Below are 20,269 nucleotides of genomic sequence, written 5' to 3'. Positions count from 1 at the left end.
CCTAGGCTAGCGCTTCGACTCGGAGACGTGCTCGGGCTTGTCCTTGCGCTTGGTGGACGCCATCTCGTCGAGTTCCTTCTCGGACATCGACTCGTACATCTCCTTCGAGGCGCCCTGAAGCTCGCTGACCTTGATCTCGCCGCGCTTGGCGGCAAGGGCCGCGCCGGCGGCTTTTTGCTGGGCTGCTGATTTCGCTGGCATGGTCTACTCTCCACGTTCGAATCTATGCGGCCAAAACGCCTTGCGGGCCAAGCGCGTTCCCCCGTGTCCCATCCCCGGAGGAGTTATCGCGATGGCAGCGCCAAAATCTCTCGCTGAGCTTGCTGTTCCGACGGACTTGGAGCCTATGGAGGCCAAGCTTGTCAGCGAGCTGCCGGAAGACAATGGCTGGCAGTTCGAGCCCAAATGGGACGGCTTTCGCTGCCTCGCTTTCCGCGCCGGCGACCAAGTGGAGTTGCGAGCGAAGTCGGGAAAGCCGCTGACGCGCTATTTTCCGGAGTTGGTCGAGGCGCTGAAGGCGCTCAAACCGAAATGCTTCGTCCTTGACGGCGAACTTGCCATCCCCGTCGGCACGAGACTGTCGTTCGATGCCCTGCAACAACGCATCCATCCAGCCGAGAGCCGCGTTGACAAGCTTGCGGCGGAGACGCCTTCCATTCTCATCCTATTCGACATGCTCGTCGACGCGAAGAACAAGAGCCTTATCGCGGAGCCACTGACCAAGCGGAGACGTGCGCTTGAAGCTTTCAACAAGTCAGTCGGCGGAAGCGGCAGCGTTAAGCTGTCGCCTGCCACGCTGGACCGTAATGAAGCCGAGCGTTGGCTTGGCCGGGCGAGTGGCTCCCTCGACGGCGTCGTGGCCAAGCGCCTCGACGGGCCCTACCTGCCCGGCGAGCGCGCCATGCTGAAGGTGAAGCTCTTGCGGACCGCCGACTGCGTGGTCGGCGGCTTCCGCTACGCGGCCAACAGCACGGAGGTCGGTTCGCTCCTCCTCGGACTCTACAATGACGAAGGGAAGCTCGACCATGTCGGCTTCACATCGACAATCACCAACGTTGAGCGCCCGGCACTAACCAAGCTTCTCGAGGGTTTGATCACGCCACCGGGTTTCACCGGAAAAGCGCCTAGCGGCCCCAGCCGATGGTCGACGGACCGCTCCAGCGAATGGAAGCCGGTCAAGCCGAAGATCGTGGTAGAGGTGCGCTATGACCAAGTCACCGGCGAGAGGTTTCGTCACGGCACCAAGCTCGTGCGATTTCGGCCGGACAAGGCGCCGACGCAATGCACCTTCGAGCAGATCCTGCCCGCCCGGAAGCCGCCCAAGTTGATCGCCACGATGCTGGGACAGTGACGGTGAATACTTGACGAACCGGGCCTTCCTGCCCAACAAACGGCAAATGGCGATGAGCCCCAAAAAACTCCACATCAAGACCTTCGGCTGCCAGATGAATGCGTACGATTCCGAGCGCATGGCCGAAGCGCTTGCGCCTGCCGGTTTCGAGCTGACCGAGGCGATGGACGACGCCGACTTGGTCATCCTCAACACCTGTCATATCCGCGAGAAGGCGGCCGAGAAGGTCTACTCGGAGCTTGGCCGCGTGCGGCTGAACAAGGAGGCGCGCAAAGCGCAAGGCCGCGACACGATGGTGGCGGTGGCCGGCTGTGTCGCGCAAGCCGAGGGCGAGGAAATCATCGCCCGCGCGCCCGTGGTTGACATCGTGGTCGGCCCGCAAAGCCTGCACCGCATCGCCGATCTCGTGGCCGACGCCTCGACCGGCAAGCGGTCGGTCGAGACGGAGTTTCCCGCGCAAGACAAATTCGCGGCGCTGCCGCAGCGCGCCCTCGGCAAACGACAGACATCCGCGTTCGTCACCGTGCAGGAGGGCTGCGACAAATTCTGCACGTTCTGCGTGGTGCCGTACACGCGCGGCGCGGAGTATTCACGCGCGCCTTCCGAGATCGTCGCCGAGGTCGAGCGGCTTGCCTCGCGCGGCGTACGCGAGGTGACCCTGCTCGGGCAGAACGTCAACGCCTATCACGGCGACGGAGCGGGCGGCGGCACCTGGAACCTCGCGCGGCTGTTGCGGCGGCTCGGCGAGATTCCGTCCGTCGCGCGCCTGCGCTTCACCACGAGCCACCCGCGCGACATGGACGATGATCTCATCGCGCTGTTCGGTGACGAAGAGAAGCTAATGCCGTATCTCCACCTGCCCTTCCAGGCCGGGTCCGACCGCATCCTGGCGGCCATGAACCGGAAGCACACGGCCGAGGAGTATGAGTCGCTGATCGAACGCATCCGCGCCGTTCGGCCGGACCTCGCGCTCTCCACCGATGTCATTGTCGGCTTTCCCGGCGAGACCGACGCCGACTTCGAAGACACGCTGGGGCTGGTGCGCCGGGTCGGCTTTGCCCAAGCCTTCTCTTTTAAGTATAGCGCCCGGCCGGGCACGCCTGCGGCGAAGCTCGAAGGCCAAGTGCCTGAAGCGGCCAAGAAAGAACGTCTCGCCGCGCTCCAGGCGCTGCTCGAAGAGAGCCGTCACGCCTTCGACCGGAGCCTGGTGGGGCGGCGCCTGCCGGTGCTGTTCGAGGCCAAGGGGCGGAAACCAGGACAGGTCACCGGGCGTTCACCCTATCTGCAGGCGGTGCATGTGGAGGGTCCGGAAGCGTTGATAGGTCACATCGCCGAGGTTGACATCCGGGCGGCAGGGCCGAACAGTCTTACCGGTGTCATGAATTCGGGATTTGAATGGCGCGAGCCAGTTCAGGCGGCCGTGTGACCAGCAAGGCCAGCGTTCGGAAACCATCTTTGACGCGCGGGCGAGCAGCAACGGCAACGCGTCCAGACGCGGCGCAGACCAACGGGGGCGGTGAGCCCCTGGTCGTCTACTTCGACGATATCCAACTCGTGCGCGATCTCCTTGGCGACTATGACGCGAATCTCGCCGTCCTCGAGGACCGGCTCGGCATCTCGGCGACAGTCAACGGCAACGCCGTGGCCTTGCGCGGGCCGGACGAGGCCTGCGCCGCCGCCAAGTCCGTGCTCGAGCAGCTTTACGGCCGCTTGGCCCAAGGCGAGATAATCGGCGCGGGTGAGGTGGTGGGCGCCATTCGCCATGCCCGCGTCATCGAGACGGAAGACGACGGGGCGCCGGACGCCAAGGCCCAGCAGATCCGGACGCGCAAGCGCCTGATCACCGCGCGCACGCCGGCGCAAAGCGCCTATCTGGAATCACTTCAGCGGAACGACCTGGTGTTCGCCACCGGCCCGGCCGGCACCGGCAAGACCTATCTCGCCGTCGCCTTTGCCGCGGCCTGCCTGGAGGCCGGGCGCTGCGACCGGCTGATCCTGTCGCGGCCAGCCGTGGAGGCGGGCGAACGGCTGGGCTTCCTGCCCGGCGACATGCGCGAGAAGGTCGATCCCTATTTGCGCCCCCTTTACGATGCCCTCTATGACGTGCTCGCGCCCGAACGGGTCGAACGCGGGCTCGATACGGGCGTGATCGAGATCGCGCCCCTTGCCTTTATGCGCGGACGCACCCTCTCCCATGCCATGATCATTCTCGACGAAGCCCAGAACTGCACGGCGGTTCAGCTCAAGATGTTCCTCACGCGCATCGGCGAGGGGAGCAAGATGATCGTCACCGGCGACCCCACGCAAGTCGACCTGCCGCCCGGCAAGGATTCAGGCCTCATCGAAGCCATCGAGATCCTGCGCGGGATCGACGAGATCGGCCACATCGCCTTCTCCAAGTCCGACGTGGTGCGCCGGGAACTCGTCGGCCGCATTGTCGAGGCCTACGAGGCCGCCCCCAACGAGCAGGCCGCCAAGACGTTTGCTCCGAAGACCGGGGGAAACGAATGAGCGACGACGGCTCTAGCCGCAACAGCGGGGAACCTCCGCAAGCGGTGACGCTCGCGGCCGAGGTCGTGCGCCATGGCGGCGCGTGGGACGAAAGCACGGTCAGCGACGCCACACTGGAACTCGCCGCGCACGCCGCCTTCACCCAGGCTTTGCCCGCAAGGTCCGCGCCCTACGAAGCGACCATCCTTCTTACCGACGATGCGGAGATGCGCGCCTTGAACCGCACCTGGCGCGGCAAGGACGAGCCCACCAACGTGCTGTCCTTTCCGGCAGGCGACACGCCCGGGGAGGACGGCGCTCTCGGCGACGTCGCCGTCGCCTATGAGACCGCCAAAGCGGAAGCGGACCAGGCGGGCATCCCGCTTTCCGATCACGTCTCTCACCTCGTGATCCACGGCGTCCTTCACCTTCTCGGCTTCGACCATCTTGACGACGCCGAAGCCGATAAGATGGAAGACCTGGAAACAGAGGCCCTCGCCTCACTCGGCATCGCCGACCCCTATGGACATGGGGACGAGGCCGGCCTCGCGGAGGTGACTTGATGAGTAACCCCTCGGCCGAACGCGAGCCTGAGACCGAGCAAGCGCGCACCGCCGACGAGGACTCGACTTGGTTCGATCGCCTGTTGCAGACCTTCGGTCTCGGCGAGGAGCCGGACCTGCGCGAACTCATCGAGAGCGCGTTGGCCCGCAGCAAGAGCGACACGCTGAGCGCTCAAGAGCGCAGCATGCTGCTGCGCATCCTCCGCTTCGGCGCGCTTACGGTCGAGGACGTCATGGTGCCACGCGCCGACATTGTCGCGGTGGACGACAGCGTGACCATTGAGGAGCTGCTGCGCGTGTTCCGCAAGGCCGAGCATTCCCGCCTGCCCGTCTATCGCGAGACGCTGGACGATCCGCGCGGCATGATTCACATCCGCGACCTCATGTCGTGGATCACCGAGGAAGCGAACGGAGGCGATGACGACAGGATCGATCTCGGCAAGGTCGATCTGACCCGGAGCGTGGGCTCGATTCAAATCGCCCGCGAACTGATATACGTGCCCCCGTCCATGTCCGTGCTCGATTTGCTGCTGAAGATGCAGACCTCGCAGCTGCATCTGGCGCTCGTGGTCGACGAGTATGGCGGCACGGACGGGCTCGTCTCCATCGAGGACCTGGTCGAGGAGGTCGTTGGCGACATTGCCGACGAGCACGACGTGGAAGACGAGCCGATGATCCATACCGACCCGCGGCTCGGACTGATCGCCGACGCCCGCATTCCGGTCGAGGATCTGGAGGAGCATCTCGGCGTCCAGCTCGTCACCGACGAGCAGGAAGAGGATATCGATACGCTGGGCGGCGTGGTGTTCACCCTCACGGGGCGCATTCCGGCGCGCGGCGAACTCGTGCATCACCCGAGCGGAATCGAGTTCGAGGTGCTGGATGCCGATCCGCGCCGCATCAAGAAGCTGCGAATCCATCTGCCGAAAGAGCTCGACACCGCCTCCGCCGAGGGCCAGGCGGGTCAGCGCGCGTCTTGAGCCGCGGATTAGCGCCGTTTTCCCGGGCGGCGGCCTGGACGAGTGGGCTTGCCGGGGTAAAGCGCGCTTGTGTCGCGGTGCTCCTTGGCGCGGTGTCGGTGCTGGCCTTCGCGCCGGTGCATTTCTGGCCGATCCTCTTCGTGAGCTTCGGCGGGCTCGTCTGGCTGCTCGACGGCTGCCATGAGCCGCGCGCGGCGCTTGGCGACCGCCTGAAATGCGCGGGCCTCACCGGCTTCTGGTTCGGTTTCGGCTTCTTTCTCGCCGGGCTCTACTGGGTCGCCGAGGCATTCCTGATCGAGCCCTGGCGCCACGGCTGGCTGATCCCCTTCGTCATGACGGTCTTTCCCGCCGGCATGGCGCTGTTCTTTGCCGCGGCTTGCGTCCTCGCCATGGCTCTGTGGCGGCCCGGCCCGGCCCGCGTCTTCGCTTTGGCCATCGCTATCGGCCTTGCCGAATACGCCCGCGGCCATGTGCTGACCGGCTTTCCCTGGAACCTGATCGGCTACGGGCTCCTGGCAAACGGCCCTCTGATGCAACTTGCCGCGCTTTTCGGCGTTTATGCCTTGAGTCTGGTAGCCGTCCTTCTGTTCGCGGCCCCCGCGGCGATTTGGAACGCCAACGGACGACGAAGCAAAGGAACGGTTGTGCTTGCGGCGATTCTCTTTGTGCTGCTGGGACTGGGCTACGTATGGGGGGATTGGCGGCTGGCCGCCGCCCCGGAGGGAACCACGGGTGTGCGCCTTCGCATCGTCCAGGCCAATGTCGACCAGGCCGATAAGTGGCGTCCGGAGAACAGCGCAGAAATTTTTGCCGAATATCTCGACCTCACCCGGACCGAAGGGCTCGCCGAGATGGACCTCGTGATCTGGCCGGAAACGGCGCTGCCCTTCCTGCTCGGCGACTCGCCCGACGCGCTTGCGGCGATCGGCGAGGTGCTCCCGCAAGACACCACATTGCTCGTCGGCGTTGCCCGGGTGGTCGAACAGCGGGACCCAAACGGGCGCCTCGAAGAGCGCGACGTGTTCAACAGCCTGCTTGCCGTCGGCAATGGCGGGCAGATTCTCGACAGTTACGACAAGATGCACCTCGTGCCGTTCGGCGAGTATCTGCCGTTCCAGGATTTTCTCGAAGGCCTCGGCTTCATGCAGATGACCGGCGTGCGCGGCGGCTTCAGCGAGGGGATGGGACCGCGCCTGCTCGACATCCCCGGCCTGCCGCCTGTCTGGCCCCTTATCTGCTACGAGATCATTTTTCCCGACGAGATCGCCGACCAGGGCACGCGGGCCGGCTGGATGCTCAACGTGACTAACGATGCCTGGTTTGGATCGAGCGCCGGCCCCTACCAGCACTTCCATCAAGCCCAGGTCCGTGCCGTCGAACAGGGTCTGCCCGTGGTGCGCGCGGCCAATACCGGCATCTCGGCGGTGATCGACCCGTGGGGACGCGTTCTCGCCGAGATCGGGCTCGGCGAAAAAGGCATCATCGACGCAAAACTGCCCAAAGTGGGCCCCAGAACGACTTATGTTGCGCTTGGGATGAACATGGAAATCTTGGTTTTGATACTCGGGATATTTGGGTGGATGGTTTGCCGCAGTGCGCGCATAGGTGCAAACTTGACGGGTTCATATACCCACCCTATGAACCAAACCGGGCTGGGGACCAACCACCAAGACTCTGAACAACCTTCTGTTTTTGCCAACTAGAGGATTAATTTCGCCAATGGCAGGTAAGAAGCCTAACCCCGTTGACACGCATGTCGGGAGCCGAGTGCGCTTGCGGCGGATGCTGCTCGGCATGAGCCAAGAACGCCTTGGCGACAGCATGGGACTGACTTTTCAGCAAGTGCAGAAATACGAAAAAGGCGTCAATCGCATCGGCGCCAGCAGGTTGTTTCAGATCTCCAAGATCCTCGACGTGCCGGTGCAGTTCTTTTTCGAAGAGGCCCCTTATGTGGGCGACGGGAGCAAGGCTCCTGGCATGGCGGAGCCCGACTCCGAGGCCTTCATTCTGGAATTCCTGAACAGCCGCGAAGGGCTTGAACTGAACCGCGCATTCGTCAAGATCAGCGACCCCAAGGTCCGCAAGAGCGTCGTCGATCTGGTCCGCGCTCTGAGCGTCGGCAGCGGAACCAACTAGTTCCCTCGCAAAATTGCCGGGACTTGACCTCCGGCTCCACGATTGTAAGAACCGGGCCGTCCGTTTCGGCCGCCCAGCCCAACTCGTTTTCTAAAAAGGGGAGAGCATGTCCCGAGGAAATTACCTCTTTACCAGTGAATCGGTGTCGGAAGGCCATCCCGACAAGGTGTGCGACCGCATCTCCGATGCCGTCGTGGACCTCTATCTGGCCGCCGACCCCCTGTCCCGCGTGGCGTGTGAGACGCTCGTCACCACCAACCGCATCGTGCTTGCCGGTGAAGTGCGCGGCCCCGAGAGCGTCACCTCCGATGCCATCGAAGACGCCGCGCGGGGCGCGGTGCGCGAGATCGGCTACGAGCAGGACGGCTTTCACTGGAAAACCGCCACGTTCGAAAACTACCTGCACGAGCAGTCGGCCGATATCGCCATGGGCGTTGACGCCGACACCGAGAGCGACAAGGACGAAGGCGCGGGCGACCAGGGCATCATGTTCGGCTTCGCCTGCCGCGAGACTGAGCCGCTCATGCCGGCGCCGATCCATTATTCCCACCGTATTCTGCACGAGATGGCGAAAGGCCGGCACGCTGGCCGCACGCCGGAACTCGGCCCCGACGCCAAGAGCCAGGTGACGCTGATCTACGAAGACGGCAAGCCGGTGCGCGCCGACTCCGTCGTGGTCTCCACACAGCATTCCGAGGACGCAAGCCAGGAGCGCATCGCCGAGATCGTGCGCGGCTTCGTCGACGAGGTCATGCCCGAGGGCTGGGTCAACGGCGGCACGAAGATCTATGTGAATCCGACCGGCCGCTTCGTGATTGGCGGTCCCGACGGCGACGCGGGCCTCACCGGCCGCAAGATCATCGTCGACACTTATGGCGGCGCGGCGCCTCATGGCGGCGGCGCCTTCTCCGGAAAGGACCCGACCAAGGTGGACCGCTCGGCGGCCTATGCCGCGCGCTACCTCGCCAAGAACGTGGTGGCGGCCGGTCTTGCCGATAAATGCACGCTGCAGGTCGCCTACGCGATCGGCGTATCGCAGCCGCTTTCGCTCTATGCGGACTTGCACGGCACCGGGACCGTCCCCGAGGACAAGCTCGAAAACGTGCTGCGCAAGGTGATGGATTTAAGCCCGCGCGGCATTCGCGAGCATTTGGGGCTCAGCCGTCCCATCTACGAGCGCACCGCCGCTTACGGCCATTTCGGCCGGCAGCCGGTGAACGACGGCGGCTTCTCCTGGGAGCGCCTCGACCTGGTCGAGCCGATCCGCGGCGAGCTCAGCTAGCCAATTCAATCAGGTTTGATCGCTGATGGCCGGGCGTCGCCCCGGCCATTTTGCGTTGGGGCTGGCAAAAGCCGCCGATGCCCGGCACCTGCCCGCGCGAAGCCGCAGCGCCCACTAGTACCGATGCGCATGTTAGGTAAGGCTTCGCTTCGGCGAAGGCAGGCAAGGCCAAGCATGACGGAAAAACGCGACGTATCACCGCCGGCCGGGCCTTCACCGCTCAGATCCTATGGGCGGCGCAAGGGCAAGCGCTTGAGCCCGCGCAAGGACCGGCTCGTCGCCGAGTTGCTGCCGGCGCTCCGCCTCGGGCTTGGCGACGCGGCCCCGGAGGATCCATGCACGCTGTTTTCCGTGCCCGTGCGGGAGGTGTGGCTCGAGATCGGCTTCGGCTCGGGTGAGCATCTGCTGTGGCAAACGGCGCAGAACCCGGACATCGGCTTCATCGGCTGTGAGCCCTTTATCAATGGCGTGGCCAGCCTGCTCGGCGCCATCGAGGATCGGGGCCTGAAAACCGTCCGCCTCCATGATGGCGACGCGCGGGAGGTGCTCCCCTGGCTTCCAAATATTGGAATCGCCCGCGCCTTCATCTTGTTTCCGGATCCATGGCCCAAGAAGCGGCAGGCGAAGCGACGGCTGGTCTCGCCTGCGCTCGTGGACGCCCTCGCCCGTGTCTTGGCGCGAGGTGGCGAACTGCGTTTCGCCAGCGACGACGTAGACTACGCCGGGCACGCGCTGCGCGCCGTCAACCTGAACGGGGCTTTCGATTGGCTGGCCCGCAAGCCATCGGATTGGCGCTTGCGGCCAGAGGACTGGCCGGAGACCCGCTATGAGAGGAAGGCCTTGAGCGAGGGCCGCAAGCCTGTCTATCTCAGCTGGCGGAGACGTTAGAAAAGGAGCCTCCCATGCGCGCATGCGCCCTGGCTTTTACGATCCTCCTCCTGCCGGCCACGGCGTCGGCGGCCGAAATCTCCGCGGCCTGCTATACGGCTTGTGAGGCGCGGACCACATCGAACCCGGAATACAAGGCTTGCTTGGCGCGTGCGGCGGATGCCGCCGACGCGAAGCTCAACCAGGCTTACGCGGCGCTGAAGGCCGCCATCCGGCGGTTCGCAAAGGAGATGGGCCAGCGGCCGGACATTCAGCTCCAGTCACTGGTCGGCGCGCAAAAGAAATGGATCGCCTATCGCGACGCCAACTGCACCTTCGAGGACCAGCTTGCCTTCGGCGCCACCTCGATCGGCGGCAACTATTCGGCATGCCTGTGCGCGCTGAGCCTGGAACGGGCGCAAGACTTCGCCCGCATCACCAAGCACGTGATCCCCATCGATTAGAAACCATCGTTGGAATACAGGCGTTTTCTTGAGTCCAAGGCCGCTTGAAACCCTGGAGAAAGCACGTATATTAGCGCTCGAAACTCATGGTTGATTTGATCAGGAGTGGGCCGCGGCCCGCTCCTTTTTATTAGGGCCCACACCTTCTCGCTGGGGCCTTCGAGCCTCGCCGTCAATGCCGAGCACTGCGACACCTAAAGAGCGCCGTTTCGTCCGGGAAACGGACCAGGAGCGGACGGTCGCCGAGCTCGCCGAGCCGGTGATCGAAGAGCTCGGGTTTCGCTTGGTGCGGGTGAAGATTTCGGGCCGGGACGGCGGCACGGTGCAAATCATGGCCGAACGGCCGAACGGTGAGATGTCGGTGCACGATTGCGCCACGATCAGCCGGGGACTTTCGCCGGTGCTCGACGCCTACGATCCGATGCCCGCGGCGTACAACTTGGAGGTCTCCTCGCCCGGAATCGACCGGCCTTTGGTCCGCCCGAGCGATTTCGCGTTATGGGCGGGTCACGAGGCCAAGATAGAGCTGAAGGAGCCGGTGGACGGTCGTAAGCGCTTCAAGGGCACGATCGAGGACGTGGCCGGCGAGGAAGTGCATTTGAAGATTGAGCTGGATGGCAAGGCCGAGCCCGTGATTATCGGCCTTCCCTTCTCGCTCATCGGCGAGGCGAAGCTCGTCGTCGATCTCGACGGCTTCAGGACGGATCTTTCGGGCGGCAAGCCCGTGCATTGAATTTTGCTCGGGGAGCGATGCTCCCGCGAACGAACGCAACTTGAGTTGGAGGCTAAAGAATGTCCCAGGCAGGCGTGAGCGCCAACAGACTGGAGCTCCTGCAGATCGCCGATGCGGTCGCGCGCGAGAAGTCGATCGACCGCGAGGTGGTGATCACCGCCATGGAGGACGCCATCCAGAAGGCGGCGAAGTCCCGCTATGGCAGCGAGAACGAGATCAAGGCCGAGGTTGATCCCAAGACCGGAGAGATCTCGCTGGCGCGGCTTTTGGAAGTGGTCGAGGACGTGACCATGGAAGCGACGCAGATTTCGCTCGCCGAGGCCCGCCGCAAGAACCCGGCGGCGCAAGAGGGCGACTTCATCGCCGAGCCGCTTCCGCCGCTCGATTTTGGGCGCGTCGCGGCGCAGAACGCAAAACAGGTCATCGTGCAGAAAGTGCGTGAAGCCGAGCGTGAGCGCCAGTTCGACGAGTATAAGGATCGCGTCGGCGAGATCGTCAACGGCATCGTCAAGCGCGTCGAATACGGCAACGTGATCGTCGATCTCGGCCGGGCCGAGGCCATCGTGCGCCGCGACGAGACCCTGCCGCGCGAGAACTTCCGCTATGGCGACCGCATCCGCGCTTATGTCTACGACGTGCGGCGCGAGCAGCGCGGTCCGCAAATTTTCCTGTCGCGCACGCATCCCGAATTCATGGCCAAGCTGTTCGCTCAGGAAGTTCCGGAAGTCTATGAGGGCATCGTCACCATCAAGTCGGTTGCGCGCGATCCCGGCAGCCGCGCCAAAATCGCCGTGGTCTCGCGCGACGCCTCGATCGATCCCGTAGGCGCGTGCGTCGGCATGCGCGGCAGCCGCGTGCAGGCCGTGGTGAACGAACTTCAAGGCGAGAAGATCGACATCATCCAGTGGTCGCCGGACGCCGCCACCTTCATCGTCAACGGCCTCGCGCCTGCCGAAGTTGTCAAGGTCGTGCTCGACGAGGAAGCCGAGCGCATCGAGGTGGTCGTGCCCGACCAGCAGCTGTCTCTGGCCATCGGCCGCAAGGGCCAGAACGTGCGGCTGGCTTCCCAGCTCACCGGCTGGGACATCGACATCATGACGGAAGCGTCGGAGTCGGAGCGCCGCCAAGCGGAGTTCGCCGAGCGCTCGGCCAAGTTCATGGCGGCACTCGACGTGGACGAGGTCATCGCCCAGTTGCTGGCCTCGGAAGGGTTCTCCTCGGTGGAGGAAGTGGCCTTTGTCGAGCCGGATGAGATTTCCTCGATCGAAGGCTTCGACGAGGACACCGCCGACGAGATTCAGGCCCGCGCCCGCGAACATCTCGATAAGCTCGAAACTGAGCTCGACGCGAAGCGCAAAGGGCTCGGCGTGGCCGATGAGCTGTTGGAGGTTCCGGGGCTCACTACGGCGATGCTGGTCGCGCTCGGCGAGAATGGCGTGAAGACCGTCGAAGATTTGGCCGATTGCGCCACCGACGATCTCGCCGGCTGGAGCGAGCGGCAGGAGAAAGAGACCATCCGCCACGAGGGCTTCCTCGACGGCTTTGGCGTGACCCGGCCGCAATGCGAGGACCTGATCCTTGCCGCGCGGGTGAAGGCCGGCTGGATCGACGCGGCCGACCTGGTCGCCCAGGAAGAAGTGGCGGAAGGCGAAACGGACGGCGAGGCCGAGGCGGATGCCGAGGCCGGTACGGAAGCGCAAGCGGGCGAGGTGCCCGCGGCCGATGACGCGCCTGCGTCATGAGGCGATTAGGAGACAGAGCGGTTGCGGCTGGAAGCGGCAGAGCGAAACGAGACGCGGGAGCGGGCAGCGGAAACGCAGCGCCGCTGCGCCGTCACGCGCGCCCACCGCTCTAGGGACGACCTCATCCGCTTTGTGCTCGGGCCGGACGGCGTGGTCGTCCCCGACCTGAAAGAGAAGCTTCCCGGCCGCGGCGTCTGGTTGACCGCCGCCCACGAAACCATCGCCGAGGCGGTCAAACGCAAGGCTTTCGGCCGGGCATTCAAGGCCGAAGCCAAGGCCCAGGAGGCGCTGCCGGACCGTGTGGGAGACCTCCTCGCCGAGGCGGCCCTCAGGGCACTGAGCCTCGCCAACAAGGCGGGGGAAGTGGTTTTCGGCCATTCCAAGGTCGAGGAAGCCTTGAGCAAAGGCCGCGTGATCGCCCTGATCCACGCCTCGGACGCGGCCGAAGATGGTTGCCGGAAACTGGACGGCAAGGCCCGCGCGGCCACGCAAGGGCGCGGTCTCCCTTCTATCTGCGCCTTTACCGCAGATGAATTGGGTTTGGCATCGGGCCGGGCAAATGTGATACATGCTGCCCTAATCCAGGGTGGAGCGGCTCGAAAGTTTCTGGCGGCAGCCGCGCGCGCCGCGCGCTATTGCCAGGGAATTTCCGCATTCGCGGACAAATACGGATTGGATACGGACCAAGAATGAGTGAAACGAACGAGACTGAAGGCAAAACTCGCGGGCGCAAGATGACGCTCAACGTGCGCCGGACCGTGGAGTCCGGCCATGTGCGCCAGAGCTTTAGCCATGGGCGCTCAAAGTCCGTTCTGGTCGAGAAGAAGAAGCGCCGGTCGGTCGGCTCAAGCGGTGCGGCTGCACAGCCCGCCGAGGAGGCCAAGCCGAAGGTCGCGGCGCCCGCCGCCGAGGCGAGACCCGCCAAGCCCGCCGCTGAAGAGAAGCAGCGCCGTTCCGGCGTGGTGCTCAAGCAACTCTCCGAGGAGGAGAAGGACGCTCGCGCCAAGGCGCTCGCCGATTCAAAGGTGCGGCAAGCCGAGGAGAAAGAGCGCGCCAAGGAGACCGCGGCCCAGGAGGCCATTCTCGCCGAGCAGCGCGCCAAAGAGGCCGAAGAAGCCGAAGAGGCCGAGGAGCGCAAGCGCAAGGACGACGAGAAAAAGTCCGCCGAGGAGACGGCCCAGCCCAAGGCCGAGGAGCCCGCGCGCAGCAAGCATCTGAAGCAAGAGGCCGAAGAGCAGCCGTCGCGCACGCCGGACGCCCGTCACAAGAAGAGCCCCGCAGCCCCAAGGCGCGGCGACGATCGGCGGGTTCGTGGCCGCCTGACGATTACCAACGCGCTCGACGAGGAGCAGCGCCAGCGGAGCCTTGCCTCGCTGAGGCGCCACCGCGAGCGTCAGAAGAAGCAAGGCACGGGACCGCAAACCACGCAGAAGATCGCGCGTGAGGTGGTGATTCCCGAGGTCATCACTATTCAGGAGCTGGCCAACCGCATGGCCGCGCGCGGCGTCGACGTCATCAAGTACCTGATGAAGGACGGCGAAATGCACAAGATCACCGATGTGATCGACTCGGACACGGCGCAGCTCATCGCCGAGGAGTTCGGCCATACGGTACGCCGGGTGTCGGAAGCGGACGTCGAAGAGGGCTTTATTGGGGCCGAGGACAACGCGGAAGATTTGCAGCCGCGCGCGCCCATCGTCACCATCATGGGCCATGTGGACCACGGCAAGACCTCGCTGCTCGACGCTATCCGCCAAGCCAATGTCGTGAGCCAGGAGGCGGGTGGCATCACACAGCATATCGGCGCCTATCAGGTCGAGGTGCCCTCGGGCCAGAAGGTCACCTTTATCGACACGCCCGGCCACGAGGCGTTCACCGCCATGCGCGCCCGCGGCGCCAAAGTCACGGACATCGTCATCCTGGTGGTGGCGGCGGACGACGGCGTGAAGCCGCAGACCATCGAGGCGATCAATCACGCCAAAGCTGCCGAGGTGCCGCTGATCGTCGCCATCAACAAGATCGACAAGCAAGGCGCCGACCCCAAGCGCGTGCGTACCGAACTGCTCAGTCACGAGATCGTGGTGGAGAGCCTGGGCGGCGACACGCTGGAAATCGAAGTATCGGCCCTCAAGAAGACCAATCTCGACAAGCTGCTCGAGGCGATCGCGCTGCAGGCCGAGGTGCTGGAACTCAGGGCAAATCCGGAGCGCGACGCCGACGGCGTCATCGTCGAGGCCAAGCTCGAGCGGGGCAGAGGCCCGGTCGGCACGGCGCTCGTTCAGCGCGGCACGCTGCACCTCGGCGATATTGTCGTTGCCGGTTCCGCGTGGGGACGTGTGCGCGCGCTGATCGACGATCTCGGCGATCAGGTCAAGGAGGCCGGCCCTTCGGTGCCGGTCGAGGTCCTCGGCTTCGATTCAGCGCCTGAGGCCGGCGATCAGTTCGCCGTGGTCGAGAGCGAGGCGCGCGCCCGCGAGATCACCGACTATCGTATGCGCGAGCGCCGCAAGCGGCTGGCCGTGGCCGGCCAGCGCGGCAGCCTCGAGCAGATGATGAGCCAGTTGAAGGAAACCGGCGTCCAGGAATTCACGCTCGTGATCAAGGGCGACGTGCAGGGCTCGGTCGAGGCCATTTGCGCGGCTCTCGCCGCTCTCGGCACCGACGAGGTCAAGGCCCGCATCGTGCACGCGGGCGTCGGCGGCATCACCGAGTCTGACGTGTCGCTGGCGTTGACGTCGGGCGCCGCGCTGCTCGCCTTCAACGTGCGCGCCAATGCGCAGGCCCGCGAGGCCGCAGAGCGCGACGGCGTCGAAATTCGCCAATACTCGGTTATTTACGATCTGGTCGACGACATCAAACAGGCCATGTCCGGCCTGCTTTCCCCCTCCGTGCGCGAGACCTTCCTCGGCAACGCCGAAATCCTGGAAGTGTTCAACATCTCCAAGGTCGGCAAGGTGGCCGGCTGCCGCGTGACCGAGGGCAAGGTCGAGCGCGGGGCCCAGGTCCGGCTGATCCGCGACAACGTCGTGGTGCACGAAGGCAAGCTCTCCACCCTCAAGCGCTTCAAGGACGAAGTGAAGGAGGTGGTGTCGGGCCAGGAATGCGGCATGGCCTTCGAGGGCTATCAGGACATGCGCCCGGGCGACGTCATCGAGTGCTTCGAGGTCGAGCACGTCCAGCGCACGTTGTAGGCGTGGCGCATTGCGCCAGCCGTTTTTCGGCGCTTTCGAGAGAAGCCATTCATGACCGCGCGAGACAAGGGCCCTAAAACCCCGAGCCAACGTCAACTGAAAGTGGGCGAACTGATCCGCCATGCGCTTGCCGAGATTCTCACCCGCGGCGACGTCATCGATGAAGTGCTGAGCCGGCATTCGCTGACCGTGCCCGAGGTCCGCATGACGCCCGACCTCAAGCTTGCCACCTGCTTCGTGATGCCGCTCGGCGGTGGCGAGGCGGCCGAGGTGGTGGCGCATCTGGAAAAGCACAAGCGTTTCCTGCGCGGCGAGGTGGCGAAACGTATCAGCCTCAAATTCATGCCGGAGCTCCGCTTCAAGGTGGATTCGTCTTTCGAGGCCTCCGCGCGTATCGACGAACTGCTCGCCTCGCCCGAGGTCGCCCGCGACCTCGACGAATAGCGGGACTCTGAGGGGGCAAGCGGCATGGCGCGGCGGCGCAAGGGCCAAGCGGTCAGCGGCTGGCTGATCCTCGACAAGCCGGAAGGCCTGACCTCGACCAAGGCAGTGGGGCGCGTGCGCTGGCTCTACGACGCCACCAAGGCGGGACATGCCGGCACGCTCGATCCGCTGGCCACCGGCATCCTGCCGATTGCCTTCGGTGAGGCGACCAAGACGGTGCCTTTTGCCGTCGAAGGCGCCAAGGCTTATCGCTTTACCGTGCGCTTCGGTGCGGAGACCGACACGGAAGACACGGAAGGCAAGGTGACCGAGACCTCCGACCTGCGGCCTTCCCGCGAGGAGATCGAGGCGGCGCTGCCCCAGTTCACCGGCGCCATTTCCCAGGTCCCCCCGCGCTACTCGGCCCTCAAGGTGGACGGCGCGCGGGCCTACGATCTCGCCCGTGACGAGGAGGAGTTCGAGCTCGCCCCGCGGACCGTGACGGTCCACCGGCTCACGCTCGTGGACCTGCCCGACCCCGACCATTGCGTGCTGGAGGCCGAATGCGGCAAGGGCACCTATGTCCGGGCGCTGGCGCGCGATCTCGGCCGGGCACTCGGCTGTCTGGGCCATGTCTCGGCGCTACGCCGCACCCGGGTCGGCGCCTTCGGCGAGGCGGAGGCCGTTACCCTCGAGGAGGTGGAGGCGGCCGCCGGCGAGAGCCGGGAAGCGGCGCTTGCCCTCCTTCAGCCGGTGGAAACGGCGCTTCAGGACCTGCCGGCCCTCAACTTGAGCAGTTCCGACGCGGCCAGGCTCCGCCAGGGTCAGGCGGTGCTGCTCCGGGGCCGTGACGCCCCGATTATCACCGGCCCCGTCTACGCGGTTTCCAATGGGGCGCTGGTGGCTCTGGGGGAGGTTTCCCAAGGCGAATTCAGGCCTCGGCGGATCTTTAACCTGCCGGGCTGACGGCCCAAATTCCGCTGGTCTCGGGGGCGATAATCCCTATAGTGCAGCGGTCGCGCGGGCCCCGCTTTTCGGGCTTTTTCGCGCATTCCGAACGACCGTGCTGGACGACATCCCGGCTCGGCCCTGTCAAACCCTCAAATATAAGGATATCCCGATGTCGATTAGCGCTGAGCGCAAGCAAGAGCTTATCAAAGAGTACGCGACCAAATCCGACGATACCGGATCTCCGGAAGTTCAGGTCGCGATCCTGACAGAACGGATCACCAATCTTACCGAGCATTTCAAAACGCACGGCAAGGATAACCATTCGCGTCGTGGGCTGCTGAAAATGGTCAGCCAGCGGCGGCGTCTGCTCGACTACGTCAAGGCGTCAGATCAGGACCGATACCAGAAGCTCATCAACCGGCTCGGTATTCGCCGGTAGCAATTTCGCCGTGCAGACGCGGCGGTTGAGCTTCCACGCATATGAACGGGCCAGTCCTTCCGCCACCGGGCGACAGGGACGGCCTTATCTTTCCCCGCTCATTGGGACACGCACATGTTCAATAAACACACTGTAGAAATCGAATGGGCCCGACGCCCACTCAAATTCGAAACCGGGCGCATTGCCCGACAAGCCGACGGCGCCGTACTGGTCACCTATGGCGAGACCAGCGTTCTCGCCACCGTCGTCTCGGCCAAGGAGGAAAGAACCGGGATCGACTTCTTCCCTCTGACCGTGAACTACCAGGAGAAGACCTTCGCCGCGGGCAAGATTCCCGGCGGCTATTTCAAGCGCGAGGGACGCCCGACCGAGAAGGAGACCCTCACCTCACGCCTGATCGACCGGCCTATTCGTCCGCTGTTCGCCAAGGGCTTCAAGAACGAGACTCAAGTCATTCTCACCGTGCTGTCGCACGACATGGAGAACGATCCCGATATCGTCGCCATGGTTGCCGCCTCCGCGGCGCTGACGATTTCCGGCGTCCCGTTCCTCGGTCCGATCGGCGCGGCGCGCGTCGGTTATATCGACGGCAAATACGTGCTGAACCCGATGGTGGACGAGATGCCCGAGACGACGCTCGACTTGGTCGTGGCCGGTACCGCCGACGCCGTGCTCATGGTGGAATCGGAGGCCAAGGAGCTTCCCGAAGACATCATGCTTGGCGCCGTGATGTACGGCCATGAGCATTTCCAGCCGGTACTCGACGCCATCGTCAAGCTCGCCGAGCGCGCCGCCAAGGAGCCCTGGGAACTCAAGCCCGTCGACAACGCGGAGATGGTCACCAAGGTGCGCGGCCTCGCCGAGAACGGCTTGCGGGAAGCCTATTCCATCGTCTCCAAGCAGGAGCGCCGCGACGGCATCTCCCAGGTGAAGGAGACGGTGGTCACCGAGCTCGTCCCCGAGGACGACGACGGCACGATCGCCGGCAAGATTTCGGGCGCGTTCAAGGAAGCCGAGAAGGACATTGTCCGCGGCAGCATCTTGGACACCAAGAAGCGCATTGACGGCCGCGACCTCGTGACGGTGCGGCCGATCTCGTGCGAAGTCGGCATCCTGCCGCGCACGCATGGCAGCGCGCTGTTCACCCGCGGCGAGACACAGGCGCTCGCCGTCACCACGCTCGGCACCGGCGAGGACGAGCAGTACGTCGATGCGCTTGCGGGCACCTACAAAGAAAGCTTCATGCTGCACTACAACTTCCCGCCCTACTCGGTCGGTGAAGCGGGTCGCATGGGCACTCCGGGACGCCGCGAGATCGGTCACGGCAAGCTCGCCTGGCGGGCTATCCACCCGGTCCTGCCCGACCGCGAGCAGTTTCCCTACACCATCCGCATCGTGTCTGAGGTCACCGAGTCGAACGGTTCCTCGTCCATGGCCACGGTGTGCGGCTCCTCGCTCGCCATGATGGACGCGGGCGTGCCGCTGAAGCGCCCGGTTGCGGGCATCGCCATGGGCCTCATCAAGGAAGGCGAAAAGTTTGCCGTCCTGTCCGACATCCTGGGCGATGAGGACCATCTCGGCGACATGGATTTCAAGGTGGCCGGTACGTCGGAGGGCGTCACATCTCTGCAGATGGACATCAAGATCACCGGCATCACCGAGGAGATCATGCAGATCGCGCTCGACCAGGCGAAGGACGGTCGCCTGCATATCCTCGGCGAGATGGACAAGGCGCTCAATGCGGCGCGTCCGGAGCTCGGCGAGTATGCGCCGCGCATCGAGACGATCCACATTCCGACCGACAAGATCCGCGAAGTGATCGGCTCGGGCGGCTCGGTGATCCGCGAGATCGTGGCCGAATCCGGCGCCAAGATCGACATTTCGGACGACGGCACGGTGAAGATCGCTTCGTCCAACGCGGAGTCGATACGCGCGGCCATCGCCCGCATCAAGGGCATTGCCGCAGAGCCTGAGGTCGGCGAGATCTACGAGGGCAAAGTCGTGAAGGTGATGGAGTTCGGCGCGTTCGTGAACTTCTTCGGCCCCAAGGACGGCCTGGTACACATCTCGCAGCTTGCCGAGGGGCGCGCGAATGCGGTCACGGACGTCGTCAAGGAAGGCGATCAGGTCTGGGTCAAGCTGCTTGGCTTCGACGAGCGCGGCAAGGTGCGCTTGTCGATGAAGGTCGTCGACCAGAAGACCGGCAAAGAGATCGAGAAGGCGGAGGCCAGCTAGGCAGCGGCCAGCACTTCAACGATGAGACGATGAGCGGGGCGCTTCGGCGCCCCGTTTTTCTTTGGGGCTTCCGGCTAGCTGTTGGGCGCTACGGCAGCCTTGGCGTCTTTCGCGCAACGCGTGCCGACGAGGATGTACTTGGTGTTCTGACTTTGCCAGGCAGCGCCCTCCGCGTGGCTATCTCGGATACAGGTCACCGCGTCGCGATATTCCTTATCCGGGAGCTTGAACTCCGTGCATTGCTCTCCCGTGGCTGCAAGGCACACCATGACAATGATCTCGAACATTAGTCCTTAGTCCTCCTTGGGGCGGCCTCGCTTGCGCGCGTGGCGCGCGCGTCGGCCATTCATCTCAATAGCTATCGCGGCAAAATCGTGGCCGTGTCCCGCCCTGTCAATATGGAGGCCGGCCACAGCGTTACC

Annotated in this window: 20 protein-coding genes; 18 read left to right on the top strand and 2 right to left on the bottom strand. The window is 64.6% G+C overall.

What is annotated here, in order from left to right; genetic code table 11:
* Positions 1–6 precede the first annotated feature (6 nt).
* Positions 7–201 carry a DUF3008 family protein gene (locus ACSLE4_RS14190; protein WP_435905083.1) on the bottom strand — a complete coding sequence of 65 codons (195 nt, stop codon included), beginning with the start codon at positions 199–201 and terminating at the stop codon, positions 7–9.
* A gap of 91 nt (positions 202–292) precedes the next feature.
* Between ACSLE4_RS14190 and ACSLE4_RS14185 the strand changes: the two genes are divergently transcribed.
* The 18 genes from ACSLE4_RS14185 to pnp all read left to right on the top strand — a co-directional run bounded on the left by ACSLE4_RS14185 (position 293) and on the right by pnp (position 19,847).
* Positions 293–1,351, top strand: a complete 1,059-nt coding sequence (locus ACSLE4_RS14185) for an ATP-dependent DNA ligase (protein WP_435905082.1) — start codon at positions 293–295, stop codon at positions 1,349–1,351.
* A 46-nt stretch (positions 1,352–1,397) separates the two neighbouring features.
* Entirely contained in the window at positions 1,398–2,777 is a 1,380-nt protein-coding gene (miaB, locus tag ACSLE4_RS14180; protein WP_435905081.1) for a tRNA (N6-isopentenyl adenosine(37)-C2)-methylthiotransferase MiaB, read from the top strand.
* A gap of 29 nt (positions 2,778–2,806) precedes the next feature.
* On the top strand, positions 2,807–3,862 hold the full coding sequence (locus ACSLE4_RS14175; RefSeq protein ID WP_435905080.1) for a PhoH family protein: 1,056 nt from the start codon (positions 2,807–2,809) through the stop codon (positions 3,860–3,862).
* Positions 3,859–4,404 carry an rRNA maturation RNase YbeY gene (gene ybeY / locus ACSLE4_RS14170; RefSeq protein WP_435905079.1) on the top strand — a complete coding sequence of 182 codons (546 nt, stop codon included), beginning with the start codon at positions 3,859–3,861 and terminating at the stop codon, positions 4,402–4,404. The genes ACSLE4_RS14175 and ybeY overlap by 4 nt, the downstream gene beginning before the upstream one ends.
* Complete coding sequence (locus ACSLE4_RS14165) at positions 4,404–5,384, top strand: hemolysin family protein (protein ID WP_435905078.1); 981 nt, start codon at positions 4,404–4,406, stop codon at positions 5,382–5,384. The genes ybeY and ACSLE4_RS14165 overlap by 1 nt, the downstream gene beginning before the upstream one ends.
* A complete protein-coding gene (lnt, locus tag ACSLE4_RS14160) occupies positions 5,381–7,087 on the top strand; it encodes an apolipoprotein N-acyltransferase (RefSeq protein WP_435905077.1) in 1,707 nt (568 codons plus the stop codon). Before ACSLE4_RS14165 ends, lnt begins: the two co-directional genes overlap by 4 nt.
* A gap of 16 nt (positions 7,088–7,103) precedes the next feature.
* Positions 7,104–7,520, top strand: a complete 417-nt coding sequence (locus ACSLE4_RS14155; protein WP_435905076.1) for a helix-turn-helix domain-containing protein — start codon at positions 7,104–7,106, stop codon at positions 7,518–7,520.
* 106 nt (positions 7,521–7,626) lie between these two features.
* Positions 7,627–8,802, top strand: a complete 1,176-nt coding sequence (metK, locus tag ACSLE4_RS14150) for a methionine adenosyltransferase (protein WP_435905075.1) — start codon at positions 7,627–7,629, stop codon at positions 8,800–8,802.
* A gap of 174 nt (positions 8,803–8,976) precedes the next feature.
* Entirely contained in the window at positions 8,977–9,690 is a 714-nt protein-coding gene (trmB, locus tag ACSLE4_RS14145) for a tRNA (guanine(46)-N(7))-methyltransferase TrmB (RefSeq protein ID WP_435905074.1), read from the top strand.
* A gap of 14 nt (positions 9,691–9,704) precedes the next feature.
* On the top strand, positions 9,705–10,133 hold the full coding sequence (locus ACSLE4_RS14140; RefSeq protein WP_435905073.1) for a lysozyme inhibitor LprI family protein: 429 nt from the start codon (positions 9,705–9,707) through the stop codon (positions 10,131–10,133).
* A gap of 175 nt (positions 10,134–10,308) precedes the next feature.
* Positions 10,309–10,866: a ribosome maturation factor RimP gene (gene rimP / locus ACSLE4_RS14135; protein WP_435905072.1), complete on the top strand. Its 558-nt coding sequence runs from the start codon at positions 10,309–10,311 to the stop codon at positions 10,864–10,866.
* A 59-nt stretch (positions 10,867–10,925) separates the two neighbouring features.
* Entirely contained in the window at positions 10,926–12,608 is a 1,683-nt protein-coding gene (gene nusA / locus ACSLE4_RS14130) for a transcription termination factor NusA (protein WP_435905071.1), read from the top strand.
* A 21-nt stretch (positions 12,609–12,629) separates the two neighbouring features.
* Positions 12,630–13,301, top strand: coding sequence for an RNA-binding protein (locus ACSLE4_RS14125; RefSeq protein WP_435905070.1), 672 nt, complete (start codon positions 12,630–12,632; stop codon positions 13,299–13,301).
* Positions 13,298–15,799, top strand: a complete 2,502-nt coding sequence (infB, locus tag ACSLE4_RS14120; RefSeq protein ID WP_435905069.1) for a translation initiation factor IF-2 — start codon at positions 13,298–13,300, stop codon at positions 15,797–15,799. Before ACSLE4_RS14125 ends, infB begins: the two co-directional genes overlap by 4 nt.
* 51 nt (positions 15,800–15,850) lie before the next feature.
* Positions 15,851–16,243, top strand: a complete 393-nt coding sequence (rbfA, locus tag ACSLE4_RS14115) for a 30S ribosome-binding factor RbfA (protein WP_435905068.1) — start codon at positions 15,851–15,853, stop codon at positions 16,241–16,243.
* Positions 16,244–16,267: 24 nt separating this feature from the next.
* The gene (gene truB, locus ACSLE4_RS14110; RefSeq protein WP_435905067.1) at positions 16,268–17,188 is read left to right on the top strand and encodes a tRNA pseudouridine(55) synthase TruB; all 921 of its coding nucleotides are present in this window, start codon (positions 16,268–16,270) and stop codon (positions 17,186–17,188) included.
* Positions 17,189–17,342: 154 nt separating this feature from the next.
* A complete protein-coding gene (rpsO, locus tag ACSLE4_RS14105) occupies positions 17,343–17,612 on the top strand; it encodes a 30S ribosomal protein S15 (protein ID WP_069622952.1) in 270 nt (89 codons plus the stop codon).
* Positions 17,613–17,726: 114 nt separating this feature from the next.
* Positions 17,727–19,847, top strand: a complete 2,121-nt coding sequence (gene pnp / locus ACSLE4_RS14100) for a polyribonucleotide nucleotidyltransferase (RefSeq protein ID WP_435905066.1) — start codon at positions 17,727–17,729, stop codon at positions 19,845–19,847.
* Between the two features lie 74 nt (positions 19,848–19,921).
* Here pnp and ACSLE4_RS14095 read toward each other — a convergent pair whose 3' ends face one another.
* Positions 19,922–20,134, bottom strand: a complete 213-nt coding sequence (locus tag ACSLE4_RS14095; RefSeq protein WP_435905065.1) for a hypothetical protein — start codon at positions 20,132–20,134, stop codon at positions 19,922–19,924.
* Positions 20,135–20,269 lie beyond the last annotated feature (135 nt).

This window comes from Methyloceanibacter sp., from assembly GCF_051306395.1.
In the GTDB taxonomy this organism is placed as follows: domain Bacteria; phylum Pseudomonadota; class Alphaproteobacteria; order Rhizobiales; family Methyloligellaceae; genus Methyloceanibacter.
This window is presented reverse-complemented; position numbering and strand designations above follow the sequence as displayed.

Excerpts from the sequence above, each read along its gene's own strand:
- ACSLE4_RS14190 (WP_435905083.1), bottom strand. The coding sequence starts at position 201 with ATGCCAGCGAAATCAGCAGCCCAGCAAAAAGCCGCCGGCGCGGCCCTT.
- ACSLE4_RS14185 (WP_435905082.1), top strand. The coding sequence starts at position 293 with ATGGCAGCGCCAAAATCTCTCGCTGAGCTTGCTGTTCCGACGGACTTG.
- miaB (WP_435905081.1), top strand. The coding sequence starts at position 1,398 with ATGGCGATGAGCCCCAAAAAACTCCACATCAAGACCTTCGGCTGCCAG.
- ybeY (WP_435905079.1), top strand. The coding sequence starts at position 3,859 with ATGAGCGACGACGGCTCTAGCCGCAACAGCGGGGAACCTCCGCAAGCG.
- ACSLE4_RS14165 (WP_435905078.1), top strand. The coding sequence starts at position 4,404 with ATGAGTAACCCCTCGGCCGAACGCGAGCCTGAGACCGAGCAAGCGCGC.
- ACSLE4_RS14155 (WP_435905076.1), top strand. The coding sequence starts at position 7,104 with ATGGCAGGTAAGAAGCCTAACCCCGTTGACACGCATGTCGGGAGCCGA.
- metK (WP_435905075.1), top strand. The coding sequence starts at position 7,627 with ATGTCCCGAGGAAATTACCTCTTTACCAGTGAATCGGTGTCGGAAGGC.
- trmB (WP_435905074.1), top strand. The coding sequence starts at position 8,977 with ATGACGGAAAAACGCGACGTATCACCGCCGGCCGGGCCTTCACCGCTC.
- ACSLE4_RS14140 (WP_435905073.1), top strand. The coding sequence starts at position 9,705 with ATGCGCGCATGCGCCCTGGCTTTTACGATCCTCCTCCTGCCGGCCACG.
- rimP (WP_435905072.1), top strand. The coding sequence starts at position 10,309 with ATGCCGAGCACTGCGACACCTAAAGAGCGCCGTTTCGTCCGGGAAACG.
- nusA (WP_435905071.1), top strand. The coding sequence starts at position 10,926 with ATGTCCCAGGCAGGCGTGAGCGCCAACAGACTGGAGCTCCTGCAGATC.
- infB (WP_435905069.1), top strand. The coding sequence starts at position 13,298 with ATGAGTGAAACGAACGAGACTGAAGGCAAAACTCGCGGGCGCAAGATG.
- rbfA (WP_435905068.1), top strand. The coding sequence starts at position 15,851 with ATGACCGCGCGAGACAAGGGCCCTAAAACCCCGAGCCAACGTCAACTG.
- truB (WP_435905067.1), top strand. The coding sequence starts at position 16,268 with ATGGCGCGGCGGCGCAAGGGCCAAGCGGTCAGCGGCTGGCTGATCCTC.
- rpsO (WP_069622952.1), top strand. The coding sequence starts at position 17,343 with ATGTCGATTAGCGCTGAGCGCAAGCAAGAGCTTATCAAAGAGTACGCG.
- pnp (WP_435905066.1), top strand. The coding sequence starts at position 17,727 with ATGTTCAATAAACACACTGTAGAAATCGAATGGGCCCGACGCCCACTC.
- ACSLE4_RS14095 (WP_435905065.1), bottom strand. The coding sequence starts at position 20,134 with ATGTTCGAGATCATTGTCATGGTGTGCCTTGCAGCCACGGGAGAGCAA.